The sequence below is a fragment of the Brevundimonas fluminis genome (assembly GCF_003934285.1).
GTDB lineage: Bacteria > Pseudomonadota > Alphaproteobacteria > Caulobacterales > Caulobacteraceae > Brevundimonas > Brevundimonas fluminis.
The window spans coordinates 336,045-350,511 of record NZ_RQWJ01000004.1; the positions used below are offsets into that span (position 1 = coordinate 336,045).

General features: G+C 68.6%; 16 protein-coding genes. 15 read left to right on the top strand and 1 reads right to left on the bottom strand.

Annotation, left to right across the window (positions count from 1 at the left end; translation table 11 throughout):
* Positions 1 to 25 precede the first annotated feature (25 nt).
* Positions 26 to 1,573, bottom strand: a complete 1,548-nt coding sequence (locus EFJ44_RS10590; RefSeq protein WP_125257467.1) for an AMP-binding protein — start codon at positions 1,571 to 1,573, stop codon at positions 26 to 28.
* Between the two features lie 153 nt (positions 1,574 to 1,726).
* Here EFJ44_RS10590 and lipA point away from each other — a divergent pair, with 153 nt between their 5' ends.
* The 15 genes from lipA to EFJ44_RS10665 all read left to right on the top strand — a co-directional run bounded on the left by lipA (position 1,727) and on the right by EFJ44_RS10665 (position 14,465).
* Positions 1,727 to 2,689: a lipoyl synthase gene (gene lipA, locus EFJ44_RS10595; RefSeq protein ID WP_125257180.1), complete on the top strand. Its 963-nt coding sequence runs from the start codon at positions 1,727 to 1,729 to the stop codon at positions 2,687 to 2,689.
* 7 nt (positions 2,690 to 2,696) lie between these two features.
* On the top strand, positions 2,697 to 3,152 hold the full coding sequence (locus tag EFJ44_RS10600) for a type II toxin-antitoxin system RatA family toxin (protein WP_125257181.1): 456 nt from the start codon (positions 2,697 to 2,699) through the stop codon (positions 3,150 to 3,152).
* Positions 3,149 to 4,258 (top strand): NAD(P)/FAD-dependent oxidoreductase, encoded by a 1,110-nt coding sequence (locus EFJ44_RS10605; RefSeq protein WP_125257182.1) that lies wholly within the window; start codon positions 3,149 to 3,151, stop codon positions 4,256 to 4,258. The genes EFJ44_RS10600 and EFJ44_RS10605 overlap by 4 nt, the downstream gene beginning before the upstream one ends.
* Positions 4,251 to 4,781 (top strand): GNAT family N-acetyltransferase, encoded by a 531-nt coding sequence (locus tag EFJ44_RS10610; RefSeq protein WP_125257183.1) that lies wholly within the window; start codon positions 4,251 to 4,253, stop codon positions 4,779 to 4,781. Before EFJ44_RS10605 ends, EFJ44_RS10610 begins: the two co-directional genes overlap by 8 nt.
* A gap of 31 nt (positions 4,782 to 4,812) precedes the next feature.
* The gene (locus tag EFJ44_RS10615) at positions 4,813 to 5,328 is read left to right on the top strand and encodes a GNAT family N-acetyltransferase (protein WP_125257184.1); all 516 of its coding nucleotides are present in this window, start codon (positions 4,813 to 4,815) and stop codon (positions 5,326 to 5,328) included.
* Positions 5,329 to 5,448: 120 nt separating this feature from the next.
* Positions 5,449 to 5,631, top strand: a complete 183-nt coding sequence (gene rpmF / locus EFJ44_RS10620; protein ID WP_125257185.1) for a 50S ribosomal protein L32 — start codon at positions 5,449 to 5,451, stop codon at positions 5,629 to 5,631.
* A gap of 101 nt (positions 5,632 to 5,732) precedes the next feature.
* Positions 5,733 to 6,359, top strand: coding sequence for a hypothetical protein (locus EFJ44_RS10625; RefSeq protein ID WP_125257186.1), 627 nt, complete (start codon positions 5,733 to 5,735; stop codon positions 6,357 to 6,359).
* 69 nt (positions 6,360 to 6,428) lie between these two features.
* On the top strand, positions 6,429 to 7,706 hold the full coding sequence (eno, locus tag EFJ44_RS10630; RefSeq protein WP_125257187.1) for a phosphopyruvate hydratase: 1,278 nt from the start codon (positions 6,429 to 6,431) through the stop codon (positions 7,704 to 7,706).
* An 84-nt stretch (positions 7,707 to 7,790) separates the two neighbouring features.
* Positions 7,791 to 8,123, top strand: coding sequence for an FtsB family cell division protein (locus EFJ44_RS10635; RefSeq protein ID WP_125257188.1), 333 nt, complete (start codon positions 7,791 to 7,793; stop codon positions 8,121 to 8,123).
* Between the two features lie 113 nt (positions 8,124 to 8,236).
* Complete coding sequence (pdhA, locus tag EFJ44_RS10640; RefSeq protein ID WP_125257189.1) at positions 8,237 to 9,256, top strand: pyruvate dehydrogenase (acetyl-transferring) E1 component subunit alpha; 1,020 nt, start codon at positions 8,237 to 8,239, stop codon at positions 9,254 to 9,256.
* Positions 9,257 to 9,259: 3 nt separating this feature from the next.
* Positions 9,260 to 10,636, top strand: a complete 1,377-nt coding sequence (locus tag EFJ44_RS10645; protein ID WP_125257190.1) for a pyruvate dehydrogenase complex E1 component subunit beta — start codon at positions 9,260 to 9,262, stop codon at positions 10,634 to 10,636.
* Positions 10,633 to 10,950, top strand: a complete 318-nt coding sequence (locus tag EFJ44_RS10650; protein WP_125257191.1) for a DUF5076 domain-containing protein — start codon at positions 10,633 to 10,635, stop codon at positions 10,948 to 10,950. Before EFJ44_RS10645 ends, EFJ44_RS10650 begins: the two co-directional genes overlap by 4 nt.
* Positions 10,947 to 12,230 (top strand): pyruvate dehydrogenase complex dihydrolipoamide acetyltransferase, encoded by a 1,284-nt coding sequence (locus EFJ44_RS10655; RefSeq protein WP_125257192.1) that lies wholly within the window; start codon positions 10,947 to 10,949, stop codon positions 12,228 to 12,230. The genes EFJ44_RS10650 and EFJ44_RS10655 overlap by 4 nt, the downstream gene beginning before the upstream one ends.
* A gap of 10 nt (positions 12,231 to 12,240) precedes the next feature.
* Entirely contained in the window at positions 12,241 to 13,644 is a 1,404-nt protein-coding gene (gene lpdA, locus EFJ44_RS10660) for a dihydrolipoyl dehydrogenase (RefSeq protein ID WP_125257193.1), read from the top strand.
* A 98-nt stretch (positions 13,645 to 13,742) separates the two neighbouring features.
* Positions 13,743 to 14,465 (top strand): DUF305 domain-containing protein, encoded by a 723-nt coding sequence (locus EFJ44_RS10665; RefSeq protein WP_125257194.1) that lies wholly within the window; start codon positions 13,743 to 13,745, stop codon positions 14,463 to 14,465.
* Positions 14,466 to 14,467 lie beyond the last annotated feature (2 nt).

Consider the following 14,467-nt stretch of genomic DNA (forward strand, 5'->3'; position numbering starts at 1 on the left):
AGACTGGAACGGTCAAGGTTTCAATTCAAGCGGCGGCCCGGTCGGTTTCGACCATCTGCTGGATCAGGACGTAATCGGTCTTGCCGGTTCCCAGCACCGGCACCTCTCCCACCCGGACGATCTTCTTGGGAACCGCCAGTTCGGGAGCCCCGTGATCGCGGGCCCACTCGGCCAGACGGGCCACGTCGGCGTCCTGGCGGTCCGTGACCAGGACCAGCTTCTCGCCCTTGCGGGCGTCGGCCACGGCGACGACGGCGTGCCGGTTTTCCGGCCAGACCGCGCCGGCCAGGCCCTCGACGGCGGTCAGGCTGACCATCTCGCCGCCGATCTTGGCGAAGCGCTTGGCCCGGCCGAGGATGCAGACGTAGCCGTCCTTGTCGATGTCGACGATGTCGCCCGTGTCGTGCCAGCCGCCGGGCAGGGGGTCGACCTTCTCCGGATCATCCGGCGAGAGGTAGCCTTTCATGACGTTGGGGCCGCGCAGGAACAGGCGCCCGCCTTCGTCGATGCCGTCCACCGGGTCCAGCCGCCACTCCATGCCCGGCAGCATCTGACCGACGGTGCCCGGCCGGTTGCGGTCGGGGTGATTGACCGCCACGACCGGCGCGGCCTCGGTGGCCCCGTAGCCCTCCAGCAGCTTCAGTCCGCGGAACTTGGTGTTGTAGAGGTGATAGGTCTCGTCCTTCACCTTCTCCGCGCCGGCGACCACGAACTCGAGGGTCGCGAAGTCGTCCGGCGCCGCGACGCGCGCCCACTGGTTCAGGAAGGTGTCGGTGGCGAACAGGATGGACGCCTTCACCTCGGGCAGCAGTTCGACGATCTGCTTGGCGTGCAGCGGCGACGGGTACTGGAAGGCCTTCATGCCCGTCAGCATCGGCAGCAGAACCCCGCCGGTCAGGCCGAAGCAGTGGAAGGTCGGCAGGGGATTGAAGACCACCCAGTCGGGGTTCAGGTCGATGTGCTGCGCCACCTGCCGGCAGTTCGACACCAGATTCCACTGGCTGAGGAAGACGCCCTTCGGCGCGCCGAAACTGCCGGAGGTGAACAGGATCACGCCCGGCGAGGACGGCTCCGTCTTCACGCGGAACCGCTTCGGCATCAGTCCCGCCATGAGACCGTACAGCTTGTCGGGCAGGCCGATCGTCTTGCGCACGTCGTCCAGCCAGACGATCTCGGCCACCGTGGCGATCTCGGCCAAAAGCTCGTCAAGCTTCGCCTGATCGACGAAACGCCTTGCGGACAGGACCCGCTTCACGCCGGCGGCCTGGATGGCGGCCTTTATGTTCCGCTCGCCCGAGGTGAAGTTGATCATCACCGGCACCCGGCCATGGGCGTGCAGGCCATAGTAGGTCACCACCACGCCGGCCGACGACGGCAGCAGCACCCCGACCCGCTCGCCCGGCTCGGTCATGGCCGCGATCTTCCGACCCAGCACGAAGGCGGCCCGGATCAGACCGGTGTAGGTCAGCGGCTTGCGGTCCTGGTCCTCCAGAATCTCCTTGTCGCCAAAGGTGTCGCGCGCGGCGATCAGGGCGTCGAAGACGGTCTCCTGACCCTTGGCGTTCAGCGGCATGCGCAAGTCGAAATCCTCCCCGCCGGCCGGTCGCCGGTCTGGTTTACGCGGCGCAAACTAGGGGCGGGCGCGGACCTTGAAAAGATGCGTAACGGGGCGTGAGGTTCCGGCCGGGCTTGCCTTGATCCGCCGCAGGGACGACATAGCCGGGAAATGGTCACCCTGATCGACAGCCTGACGAAGTCGCCGGCCGAACTGCGTCACCCGGAAAAGGCCAACCGGCCCGACACCGCGGTGCTGCGCAAACCGGACTGGCTGCGCGTCAGGGCGCCGGGGTCGGGCCAGTACAACGCCACGCGCGCGATCGTGAAGGAGAAGGGCCTTCACACCGTCTGCGAGGAGGCGGCCTGCCCCAACATCGGCGAGTGCTGGAGCCAGAAGCACGCCACGCTGATGATCATGGGCGACACCTGCACGCGGGCCTGCGCCTTCTGCAACGTGAAGACCGGCCTGCCGCAGCCGCTGGACCCGGAAGAGCCCGCCAAGGTCGGGCTGGCCGTTCAGCAGATGGGCCTGAACCACGTGGTCGTCACCAGCGTGGACCGCGACGACGTGCATGACGGCGGCGCCGCCCATTTCGCCGAGGTCGTCCGGCAGATCCGCCTGCAGGCGCCGGGCACGACGATCGAGATCCTGACGCCCGACTTCCTGCGCAAGGAGGGGGCGGCCGAGGTGATGATCGACGCCCGTCCCGACGTCTTCAACCACAATCTGGAAACCGTGCCGCGGCTGTATCTGAAGATCCGGCCCGGCGCCCGCTACTTCCACTCGCTGCGCCTGCTGCAGATGGTCAAGGAGCGCGACCCTCACCAGTTTACCAAGTCCGGCATCATGGTCGGTCTCGGCGAAACCCGGGAGGAGGTCATGCAGGTCATGGACGACATGCGCTCAGCCGGCGTCGATTTCATCACCATCGGCCAGTACCTTCAGCCGACCCGCAAGCACGCCGCCATCGAGCGGTTCGTCACGCCGGAGGAGTTCAAGGCCTACGAGGCGATCGCCCGGGCCAAGGGCTTCCTGATGGTGTCCTCGTCGCCGCTGACCCGCAGCTCGCACCACGCCGGGGAGGACTTCGCGCGGCTGAAGGCGGCGCGGCTGTCGAAGACCGGGCGCTGATCGCCGCTTGGCCGTCCATCGGGTCAGCCGCATCCTCCCCTACGCCCCGGACCAGCTGGCGGCGCTGGTGGCCGACGTCCGCGCCTATCCGGACTTCGTGCCCTGGGTCACGGCGATGCGGACGTGGAACTCGCGCGAGGAGGCGCCGGGCGTCGACCTGATTGACGCCGAGGCCCAGGTCGGCTTCAGCTTCCTGAAGGAGCGGTTCGCCACCTGGGTGCGGCACGACCGGAACCGTCACGTCGTCGAGGTGGGGCTGCTGAGCGGCCCCTTCAGACACCTGAGGAACCGCTGGGAATTCGTCCCGGTCCAGCAGGGCACGCGCATCGACTTCATGATCGACTTCGCCTTCAGGAGCCGCATCCTCGACGCCATGCTGCACGCCAACTTCGACCGCGCCGTCGGCCGTCTGATCGGCTGTTTCGAGGCCGAGGCGTCGCGACGTTACGGGCGGCCGGCATGAGCTTCGACTTCGACGCCGTCGTCGTCGGGGCCGGCGCCGTCGGCCTGGCCTGCGGGCGCGCGCTGTCGAAGCGGGGCCTGACCGTGCTGGTGCTCGAGCGGAACGGGCACATCGGCGAGGGCGTCTCCAGCCGCAACAGCGAGGTCATCCACGGCGGCCTCTATTACCCGACCGGATCGCTGAAGGCCCGGCTGTGCGTGACGGGGCGACGGGCCCTGTACGCCTTCCTGGAAAGTCACAAGGTCGATCACTGGAAGTGCGGCAAGCTGGTCGTCGCCACCGAAGAGAGCGAGGCGGAACGGCTCGAGGCGATCTTCCGGCAGGCCACGACCAACGACGTCGAGAAGATCGAGCGGCTGAACGGCGCGCAGGCGCTCGCGCTCGAGCCCGAGCTGAAGGTGCACGCCGCCATCCTGTCGCCCGAGAGCGGCGTTTTCGACAGCCACGGCTACATGCTGGCGCTGCAGGGCGAGATCGAGGACGCGGGCGGGACGGTCGTGGTCTCGACGCCGTTCGAGCGCGCCGAAGCCCTTCCGGGCGGCGGATTTTCGGTCACGGCGGGCGGGGAGGGCGGCGCGACCCTGACCTGCCGGCTGCTGGTCACGGCGCCCGGGCTGCAAGCGCAGGACGTCGCCGCGCGCATCGAAGGCTTCCCGGCGGACCGCATTCCCGAAGGCCATTTCGGCAAGGGCGTCTACTTTCGGCTGACCGGACCGGCGCCCTTCAACCGTCTGGTCTATCCGCCGCCGATCCCGGGCGCTCTGGGCACGCACTATCGCAAGGATCTGGGCGGGCAGGGGGTGTTCGGGCCCGACCTCGCCTTCGTGGAGACCGAGGACTACTCGGTCGATCCGGCCAGGCGCGACGAATTCGTGCGCTACATCGGGCGCTTCTGGCCCGGCGTGGACGCCGACCGGCTGACGCCCGACTACGCCGGCATCCGGCCCAAGCTGCATGGGCCCGGGGAGCCTCAGCCCGACTTTCAGCTGCGCGGGACCGAAGACCACGGGATCGAGGGGCTGGTCGCCCTGTTCGGGATAGAAAGTCCGGGCCTGACCAGCTCCCTCGCCATCGGCGAGGCCGTCGCGGACCTGCTGGATGCCTGAGACGACGCTGAGGCTGGCGACGCCCGAGGACGCCGCGCGACTGCAGCCGCTGGTGCACCGCGCCTATCGCGGCGACGCGGCGCGAAAGGGGTGGACCCACGAGGCCGATCTGCTGGACGGCGATCGCATCGACGTGGAGAGCGTCGTGGCCATCGTCGCCGATCCGGCGCAGGTCGTGGTGATGGCCGAGCGCGACGGCGCGCCGGTCGGCTGCGTGCAGGTGACGGACAAGGGGGGCGGCCTGGCCTATCTGGGCATGCTGTCCGTCGAGCCGGAGCTGCAGGGCTCGGGATTGGGCCGCCGGCTGGTGCGCGAAGCCGAGCGCGTCGCCGTCGAGCGGTTCGGCGCCGACCGGATGGAGATGACCGTCATAGTCCAGCGGACCGAGCTCATCGCCTGGTACGGGCGGCTGGACTACGCCCCGACCGGCGAGACGCGGCCGTTCCCCGCGACCGATCCCCGGTTCGGCCTGCCCAGGCGCGACGATCTGGCCTTCACGGTGCTGGAGCGGCGGCTGACTTGACCGCGGTGGGACGCGGGAGCATCGGCGCAGCATGGAAATCCGGACGTCCCGTCTGACCCTGCGCACCGCCCGTCCGGACGATCTGGCGGCGATGCACGCCGTCCTGTCCAGCGTCGAGGCGACCCGCTGGTGGTCCACGCCGCCACACGCCGATCATGACCAGACGCGGGTCTGGCTGGAGTCGATGATCGCGAAGGGTCCCGGCAATCCGGACTTCGTGGTGGAGTTCGAAGGACGCGTCGTCGGCAAGGCCGGTTTCTTCGCGCCGCCGGAGATCGGCTACATCCTGCATCCCGAGGTCTGGGGCAGGGGCATGGCGTCGGAAGCGTGCGCGGCGGCCCTCGACCACCTGTTCGCCACGACGGATCATGCCGACGCCACCGCGGACGTCGATCCCGACAACGCCGCGTCGATTCGCGTGCTGGAGAAGCTGGGCTTCGTTCGGACGGGGTTCGCGGCGCGGACCTGGAACGTCGGCGGGGCGTGGAAGGACAGCTTTTTCTACGGCCTTTCGCGGGAGACCTGGCGCGCGCGCGGCGAGGCTTGAAATCGCCATGACGTTCCGGCATAAGCCCGCCTCCCGCAGCGGCCCGGTTCGGCCGCCGCAGTCGTATTTCCGCGTCCTCCGGCCTTTCCGGCGGCGCCCAGCCTGAAGATCGAGACGGACATGGCCGTTCCCAAGCGCAAAGTATCGCCGTCGCGTCGCAACATGCGTCGCGCCCACGACGCCCTCGGCACCAACGCCTACGTCGAGGACAAGGACACCGGCGAGCTGAAGCGCCCGCACCACATCGACCTGAAGACCGGCACCTATCGCGGTCGTCAGGTGCTGACGCCCAAGGACGAATAGTCCCGACAAGTCCGGCGAATGCCGAGCTTTGACGGCGCGCGGGTAGCCCCGCGCGCCGTTTTCGTGCGTTGTGTCGGCTTCCTCAACATCCGGAGCCGTTCATGCGCCTGATCCTGATCACCGCCGTCGCCGCTTCCGCCCTGGCCCTCGCCGCCTGCGGCGCGCCGCCCGCCGAGGAAGCCACGGCCCCCGCCGAGCCGACAGTGCCCACTGCGCCCCGGACCACGCCGGCCGCGCCGGCGGACGGCAACGCCCTGACGGCCACCGGCCTGGGTCCGCTGCGCATCGGCATGACCCGCGCCGAGGTGGTCGCCGCCTGGGGCGAGGACGCGAACCCGGACGCCGTCGGCGGCGCCGACCCCGCCCAGTGCGACGAGTTCCGCCCCGCTCGCGCGCCGGAAGGCACTCTGGTGATGATCGAGAACGACCGCCTGACGCGCATCTCGCTGATCCGCGGCTCCACCCTGAAATCCGACCGCGGCTTCGGCCTGGGCGACGAGGCGTCGGCGGTGAAGACGGCCTATGGCCCCGCCGCCGTCGCGAGTCCGCACAAGTACAGCTCGGCCCCGGCGGAATACGTCACGGTGTGGAGCCCGCCGACCTCGGGCACGGCCTATGTTCAGGACCCGGACGCGCGCGGTTTGGTCTACGAGATCGGCATGGACGGCCGTGTCTCCGCGATGCGGGGCGGCGGTCCGTCGATCCAGTACGTCGAAGGCTGTTCCTGACGCGGGCCGGTGGCGCATGCGGAGGGTCTGCGTTACACCGCGCGGACCTTTCAGCCACCGGACCGAACCATGACCGACATCGCCGACATCGTCGCCCGCCAGATCCTCGATTCCCGCGGCAATCCGACGGTCGAGGTGGACGTGATCCTGGACGACGGCAGCTTCGGCCGGGCGGCGGTTCCCTCCGGCGCCTCGACCGGCGCGCATGAGGCCGTCGAGCTGCGCGACGGCGACAAGGACCTGTGGGGCGGCAAGGGCGTGCTGAAGGCGGTCGACGCCGTCAACGGCGAGATCTTCGACGCCCTGTCCGGCATGGACGCCGAGGATCAGCGCCGGATCGACGAGGCCCTGATCCAGCTGGACGGCACGGAGAACAAGGGCCGGCTGGGCGCGAACGCCATCCTCGGCGTATCGTTGGCCTGCGCCAAGGCCAGCGCGATCTCGGCCGGACTGCCGCTGCACCGCTACGTCGGCGGCATCTCGGCGCGCATCCTGCCGACGCCGATGATGAACATCATCAACGGCGGCGCCCACGCCGACAATCCGATCGACATCCAGGAGTTCATGATCCTGCCGACCGGCGCGGAGAGCTTCTCCGAGAGCCTGCGCATGGGCACGGAGATCTTCCACGCGCTGAAGAAGGCGCTGAAGGACGCGGGACACAACACCAACGTCGGCGACGAGGGCGGCTTCGCGCCGAATCTGGCGTCCGCGCAGGAAGCCCTGGAATTCATCACCAGGGCGGGTCAGGCCGCCGGCTATCTGGCCGGCGAGGACTTCCACCTCGGCCTCGACGTGGCCTCGACCGAATTCTTCAGGGACGGCAAGTACCACATGACCGGCGAGGGCAAGGTCCTCGACCACGAGGCCATGGTCGGTTACCTGGCCGATCTGTGCGAACGCTTCCCGATCGTGTCGATCGAGGACGGCTGCGCCGAGGACGACTTCGACGGCTGGAAGGCTCTGACCGAGCGGCTCGGCGACCGGGTCCAGCTGGTCGGCGACGACCTGTTCGTGACCAATCCGGTGCGCCTGGCGGCCGGCATCGGCGAAGGTCTGGCCAACTCGATCCTGATCAAGGTCAATCAGATCGGCACGCTTTCCGAGACGCTGGATGCGGTCGATATGGCTCATCGCGCCGGCTACACGGCCGTCATGAGCCACCGCTCCGGCGAGACAGAGGACTCGACCATCGCCGACCTGGCCGTGGCCACCAACTGCGGGCAGATCAAGACCGGCTCGCTGGCCCGCTCGGACCGCACCGCCAAGTACAACCAGCTGCTGCGCATCGAGGAGATGCTGGGCGACCAGGGCCAGTACTACGGCGACGGCATGCTGCTGCGCTAGTTTCTCCGGCCAAGCTACGGTTCGTTAGGCATTTTCGGTCATCCCTGAATAGGGAATCCCCCGCGCTCAGAAGGAGCGTCCGACTTGCTGGACCGCATGAAGCCGTATCGCGTGACCGCCGCTTTGTTCCTGGCGGTCGTCTACCTGTCCATCCAGGCGCTGACGGGCCAGCTGGGCCTGCTGTCGGCGCACGCGCGCGCCGAGGCCCTGGAAGCCAAGGAGGCTGAGGCGCTGCGGCTGGAACGCGAGCGGGCGGACCTCGAGGTGCGTGTGCGCCATCTGAGCGACGACAATCTGTCGCGCGACCTGCTCGAAGAGCGGGCGCGGGCACTTCTGGGCTATTCCGATCCCCGCGACGTGGTGGTCGAGGTGCAGGCGCCGGCCACGCCCGGGGACGGGCGCCGGTCCGCCGCCTGAACTGTTGTTACAGCGCGTGATCCCGGCTTTGCCTTTCCGGAACCAAGGCTGCTAAAGCCCCTTTCCGTAAAGTCAGAAGGCCCCGGCTTTGGGGTCCAGCCGGGAGATGGCGGATGGCGAAAGCCCCCTCCGAAAAGACTGCCCCGAAGAAGCTTCCGAACGCGCCGCAGGCGTCGAAGGAGGACCTTCTCCGCTTCTATCGCGAGATGCTGCTGATCCGCCGCTTCGAGGAGCGCGCGGGCCAGCTGTACGGCATGGGTCTGATCGGCGGCTTCTGCCACCTGTACATCGGTCAGGAGGCCGTGGCGGTCGGCGTTCAGGAGAGCGTCAGGCAGGGCCACGACAAGATCATCACCGGCTATCGCGACCACGGCCACATGCTGGCCGCCGGCATGGACCCGAAGGAGGTCATGGCCGAGCTGACCGGCCGCATCGGCGGCTCGTCCAAGGGCAAGGGCGGGTCGATGCACATGTTCGACGTGCCGACCGGCTTCTACGGCGGCCACGGCATCGTCGGCGCCCAGGTCGCCCTGGGCACCGGCCTGGCCTTCGCCGGCAAGTATCGCGGCGACGATTCGGTCAGCTTCATCTACTTCGGCGACGGCGCGGCCAACCAGGGCCAGGTCTACGAGAGCTTCAACATGGCCCAGCTGTGGAAGCTGCCGGCCATCTTCATCATCGAGAACAACCAGTACGCCATGGGCACCTCGATCGAGCGCGCCTCGGCGACGACCGATCTCCACATGCGCGGGGCCAGCTTCGGAATTCCGGGCGAACAGGTCGACGGCATGGACGTGCTGGCCGTGCGCGACGCCACGGCGCGGGCGGTGAAGCGGGCCCGCGAAGGCGGCGGCCCCTTCATCCTGGAAGTGAAGACCTACCGCTATCGCGGCCACTCCATGTCGGATCCGGCCAAGTACCGGACCAAGGAGGAGGTCGACGAGGTCAAGACGACCCGCGACCCGATCGAGCACGTGAAGAAGCTGCTCGACCAGGCCAAGGCGACCGAGGACGAGATCAAGGCCATCGACGCCGAGATCAAGGCGATCGTCGCCGAGGCCGTGCAGTTCGCCCAGGAAAGCCCGGAGCCGGACCCGTCCGAGCTCTACACCGACGTCTACGTGGAGGCCTGACCGTTGACCGACATCCTGATGCCGGCGCTGTCCCCCACGATGGAAGAGGGCACGCTGACCAAGTGGCACATCAAGGCGGGCGACACGGTGTCGGCCGGCCAGGTGATCGCCGAGATCGAGACCGACAAGGCGACCATGGAGGTCGAGGCCGTCGACGAGGGCGAGGTGCTGGAGATCCTCGTCCCGGAGGGCAGCGAGAACGTGAAGGTCAACACGCCGATCGCGCGCCTCTCGGGCGACGACGCGGGCGCGTCGGCGCCGAAGGCCGAATCTGCCGCCAAGGCGGCCGTCGAGGGCAAGACCGGCGATCCTGAGAAGGCCCCGCCGACGGGGGGAGCGGCCGAGGAGCCGGTGAAGCCGAAGGTCGAGCTCAGGGACCCGGAGATCCCGGCCGACGCCAAGCTGGTCAAGACCACCATCCGCGACGCCCTGCGCGACGCCATGGCGGAGGAGATGCGCCGCGACGAGAGCGTGTTCCTGATGGGCGAGGAAGTCGCCCAGTACCAAGGCGCCTACAAGGTCAGCCGCGAACTGCTGCAGGAGTTCGGCGAGCGCCGGGTGATCGACACGCCGATCACCGAATACGGCTTCGCCGGCGTCGGCGTCGGCGCGGCGATGTCGGGCCTGAAGCCCATCGTCGAGTTCATGACCTTCAACTTCGCCATGCAGGCGATCGACCACATCATCAACTCGGCGGCCAAGACCCTGTACATGTCGGGGGGGCAGATCCGGGCGCCCATCGTGTTCCGTGGGCCCAACGGCGCCGCCAGCCGCGTCGGCGCCCAGCACAGCCAGGACTATTCCGCCTGGTACGCCCAGGTGCCGGGGCTGAAGGTCATCGCGCCTTACGACGCCGCCGACGCCAAGGGCCTGCTGAAGGCGGCGATCCGCGATCCGAACCCCGTTGTCTTCCTCGAGCACGAGATGATGTACGGGCTCGAGTTCGACGTGCCCGACGTCGAGGACTGGATCGTCCCGATCGGCAAGGCCAAGGTTCGCCGCGAAGGGACTGACGTCACCATCACCGCCCACAGCCGAATGGTCGGCTTCGCCCTGCAGGCCGCCGAGAAACTGGCCGAGGAAGGCATCAGCTGCGAGGTCGTGGACATCCGCACCCTGCGCCCGCTGGACACCGACACCATCGTCGAGAGTGTGAAAAAGACCAGCCGTCTGGTCTCCGCCGAGGAAGGCTGGGGGCCGATGGGCGTCGGCGCCGAGGTCGTGGCGCGAGTGATCGAGCACGCCTTCGACTACCTCGACGCGCCGCCGTTGCGGGTGCATCAGGAAGACGTGCCGCTGCCCTACGCCGCCAACCTGGAGGCGCTCTCCCTGCCGGGCGTCGACAAGGTCGTCGCCGCCGTGAAGGCGGTCATGGCATGAGCGAGCCGGTCGAACATCGCCTGAACGTTCCCGACAGCGTCGCGGCCGATCCCGAGGCGATCGAGATCCTGCGCATGTGGTGGTCGAGGCGCGAGCCGGTCATGGCCATCAAGCCGGCCTTCTCGGACCCGACCCAGTTCGGCCGCATGCTGGCCTACGCCGCCCGTCACATGGCCCACGGCTACGGCGTGCGGCACGGCATGGACGAGAAGCAGGCCTATAACCAGATCCTGAAGGGCTTGTCGGAGGTCATCGCGGCCGACGACGTGCGCACGGTGGCCGAGCCCGAAGCGGCGAAGGGGAGCGTGCAATGACCGACATCCTGATGCCCGCCCTGTCGCCCACCATGGAAGAGGGCGTGCTGGCCAAGTGGCACGTCAAGGTCGGGGACGTGGTCTCCGCCGGCCAGGTGATCGCCGAAATCGAGACCGACAAGGCGACCATGGAGGTCGAGGCCGTCGACGAGGGCGAGGTGCTGGAAATCCTGGTCGCGGAAGGAACCGAGGGCGTGAAGGTCAACACGCCCATCGCCCGTCTCGCCGGCGACGACGCCGCGCCCGCGCCGAAGAAGGCCGAGGCGCCGAAAGACGAGACCAAGGCCGGGTCTGCCAACGCCGCCGCCCCCGCGAGCGAACCCGCCACGGAGGCGCCGAAAGCCGCTCCGGCTCCGGCTCCGGCGACGGCGGCCGGCGAGCGCATCTTCGCCTCGCCGCTGGCCCGCCGGATCGCGGCGCAGAACGGCGTCGACCTGTCGACCGTCAAGGGGACCGGCCCGCACGGCCGGATCGTCCGCCGCGACGTCGAGGGCGTGAAGGGCGGAGCGGGAACCGCGGCGGCCGCGGGCGCGCCGCCGAAGGGCGAGCCGCGCCAGGTTTTGTCGCTGGAGCAGCAGGGCATTCCGGCCGGCAGCTACGACCTGATCCCGCTGGACGGCATGCGCAAGGCCATCGCGCGCCGCCTGACCGACAGCTTCCGCGACGTCCCGCATTTCCCCCTGACCATCGACTGCGAGATCGACGGCCTCCTGGCCGCGCGCGCCCGGGTCAATGCGATGCTGGAGAAGGACGGCGTCAAGGTTTCGGTCAACGACTTCGTGCTCAAGGCCTCGGCCATGGCGCTGAAGGCCGTGCCGGAGGCGAACGCCAGCTACACGCCGGAGGGCATCGCCATGCACCACCACGCCGACGTGGCGATGGCGGTGGCGATCGACGGCGGCCTGATCACCCCGATCGTCCGCGCCTGCGAAACCAAGTCGCTGCGGCAGATCGCGACGGAAGCCAAGGATCTGGCCAAACGCGCCCGCGACCGCAAGCTGAAGCCCGACGAGTTCCAGGGCGGCACCTTCTCGGTTTCCAACCTCGGCATGTTCGGCATCAAGGCCTTCGCCTCGATCATCAACGAGCCGCAGGGCGCGATCATGAGCGTGGGGGCGGGAGAACAGCGCCCGGTCGTCAAGGACGGCCAGCTGGCCGTGGCCACGGTCATGACCGTGACCCTCACCTGCGATCACCGCGTCGTGGACGGCGCGGTGGGCGCGCGCTTCCTGCAGGTCTTCAAGGCGATGATCGAAGACCCCGTGACCATGCTGGCCTGAGGACGAGACCGTGGCTGAATTCGATCTGATCGTCATCGGCTCGGGCCCCGGCGGCTATGTGGCCGCCATCCGAGCCAGCCAGCTGGGCCTGAAGACCGCGATCGTGGAGCGCGAGAACCTGGGCGGCATCTGCCTGAACTGGGGCTGCATCCCGACCAAGGCCCTGCTGAAGTCGGGCGAAAAGTACGAAAGCCTGTCGCACCTCAAGGACTATGGCCTGTCGGCCGAGAAGATCGGATTCGACTTCGACGCCATCATCCAGCGCTCGCGCAACGTCGCCAAACAGCTGAACGGCGGCGTCGGCTTCCTGATGAAGAAGAACAAGGTCGAGGTCATCGAGGGCACGGCGAAGCTGGAAAAGGGCAAGGACGCGCCCAAGGTCGTGATCGCGCTCAAGGCCGGCGGATCGCGCACGGTCGAGGCGAAGTCGGTGATGCTGGCCGTCGGCGCCCGCGCCAGGGCGATCCCCCAGATCGGGCTGGAGGCCGACGGCGACCGCATCTGGGCCTATCGCGAGGCCATGGCGCCGAAGTTCATGCCGAAATCCATCGTCGTGATCGGGTCCGGCGCGATCGGGATCGAGTTCGGCAGCTTCTATCGCGCGCTCGGTGCCGAGGTGACCGTGGTGGAGGCCCTCGACCGCATCATGCCGGTCGAGGACGAGGAGGTGTCCAGGGCGGCGCAGAAGGCGTTCGAGAAGCGCGGCATGAAGTTCCGCACCGGCTGCAAGGTCACCAGGGTGGCGAAGGACAAGTCCGGCGTGAAGGTGTCGATCGAGGCCGGCGGCAAGGCCGAGACGCTGGAGGCCGAGGTCTGCATCTCGGCCGTCGGCATCACCGCCAACACCGACGGCATCGGGCTGGAGGCGCTGGGCGTGAACATGGACCGCGGCCACGTCACCATCGACGGCCACTGCGCCACGAACGTAAAGGGGCTCTACGCCATCGGCGACTGCGCCGGCGCGCCGTGGCTGGCGCACAAGGCGTCGCACGAAGGCATCCACGCCGCCGAGCACATCGCCGGCTTCAAGACGCCGACCGTGCAGTCGCCCATCGCCGGCTGCACCTACGCCCAGCCCCAGGTCGCCTCCGTGGGCGTGACCGAACAGCAGGCGAAGGCCGAGAAGCGCGAGGTGAAGATCGGCCGCTTCCCCTTCAAGGTGAACGGCAAGGCCATCGCGTCGGGTGATACCGAGGGCTTCGTGAAGACCATCTTCGACGCGAAGACGGGCGCCCTGATCGGCGCGCACCTGATCGGCGCCGAGGTGACCGAGATGATCCAGGGCTACGTCACCGCCATGACCATGGAGGCGACGGAGGAAGACGTCCACGGCATTGTCTATCCGCACCCGACCATGTCCGAGGCCATGCACGAAGCGGCGCTCGACGCGTACGGCCGCGTGATCCACGTCTGACCCCCCGCTACATTACGGATTAGACACCCCTTCGCGCTTGCCCGGACGGCTTCGCTCGCCCTAGTGTCCCGGCCTAAGTCGCGTGGGGAGTTCGTGATTTGCCGCATCCGCTGGGCATCGCCTTGGGAATCCTGTCGCTGACGGCACAGGATCCGACGACGCCCGCGCGTCAGGATCCGCCCGCGTCGCCGCCGATCTTCCAGCCGGGTGCGCCGGGTCAGCCGACGCGCACGGTGACGGCCGAGCAGGCCGCCGAGCTGGCGCGCACGACCTACACAGAGGCGGACGTGCGCTTCATGCAGCACATGATCGTCCACCACGCCCAGGCGGTGGACATGGTCAAGCTGCTGGAGGTGCGCGGACACTCCCCGCGGGTCAAGGCGCTGGGCCGGCGCATCGCCATCGGACAGGCGTCCGAGATGGACCTGATGCGCGGTTGGCTGCAGGCCCGCGGCCAGCCCGTCGAGGCGCACGACCTCCACGCCGGGCACGGCGCCCCGGCCGCAGGCGGCCACGACGCCCATGCCGGACACGCCGATCATGCGGGACATGCGGCCGCGCCTTCCGAAACGCCGATCATGCCGGGCATGCTGTCGCCGGCCCAGATGGCGCGTCTCGCCGCCGCGGAAGGCGTCGAGTTCGACCGCCTGTTTCTGGAAGGCATGATCCAGCACCACCAGGGCGCGCTGGACATGGTCGAGGAGTTGCTGGCGCTGCCGGACTCCGCCGAGGACACCCTCTTGTCCGACTTCGTGACCTCGGTCGTCGCCGACCAATCCTCCGAAATCCTGCGCATGCGCAGTCTTCTCGCTGAACTCTGAAC

Bases quoted from the DNA above. Each gene is read 5' to 3' on its own strand.
- EFJ44_RS10590 (WP_125257467.1), bottom strand. From the start codon at position 1,573: ATGCCGCTGAACGCCAAGGGTCAGGAGACCGTCTTCGACGCCCTGATC.
- lipA (WP_125257180.1), top strand. From the start codon at position 1,727: ATGGTCACCCTGATCGACAGCCTGACGAAGTCGCCGGCCGAACTGCGT.
- EFJ44_RS10605 (WP_125257182.1), top strand. From the start codon at position 3,149: ATGAGCTTCGACTTCGACGCCGTCGTCGTCGGGGCCGGCGCCGTCGGC.
- EFJ44_RS10610 (WP_125257183.1), top strand. From the start codon at position 4,251: ATGCCTGAGACGACGCTGAGGCTGGCGACGCCCGAGGACGCCGCGCGA.
- EFJ44_RS10615 (WP_125257184.1), top strand. From the start codon at position 4,813: ATGGAAATCCGGACGTCCCGTCTGACCCTGCGCACCGCCCGTCCGGAC.
- rpmF (WP_125257185.1), top strand. From the start codon at position 5,449: ATGGCCGTTCCCAAGCGCAAAGTATCGCCGTCGCGTCGCAACATGCGT.
- EFJ44_RS10625 (WP_125257186.1), top strand. From the start codon at position 5,733: ATGCGCCTGATCCTGATCACCGCCGTCGCCGCTTCCGCCCTGGCCCTC.
- eno (WP_125257187.1), top strand. From the start codon at position 6,429: ATGACCGACATCGCCGACATCGTCGCCCGCCAGATCCTCGATTCCCGC.
- pdhA (WP_125257189.1), top strand. From the start codon at position 8,237: ATGGCGAAAGCCCCCTCCGAAAAGACTGCCCCGAAGAAGCTTCCGAAC.
- EFJ44_RS10650 (WP_125257191.1), top strand. From the start codon at position 10,633: ATGAGCGAGCCGGTCGAACATCGCCTGAACGTTCCCGACAGCGTCGCG.
- EFJ44_RS10655 (WP_125257192.1), top strand. From the start codon at position 10,947: ATGACCGACATCCTGATGCCCGCCCTGTCGCCCACCATGGAAGAGGGC.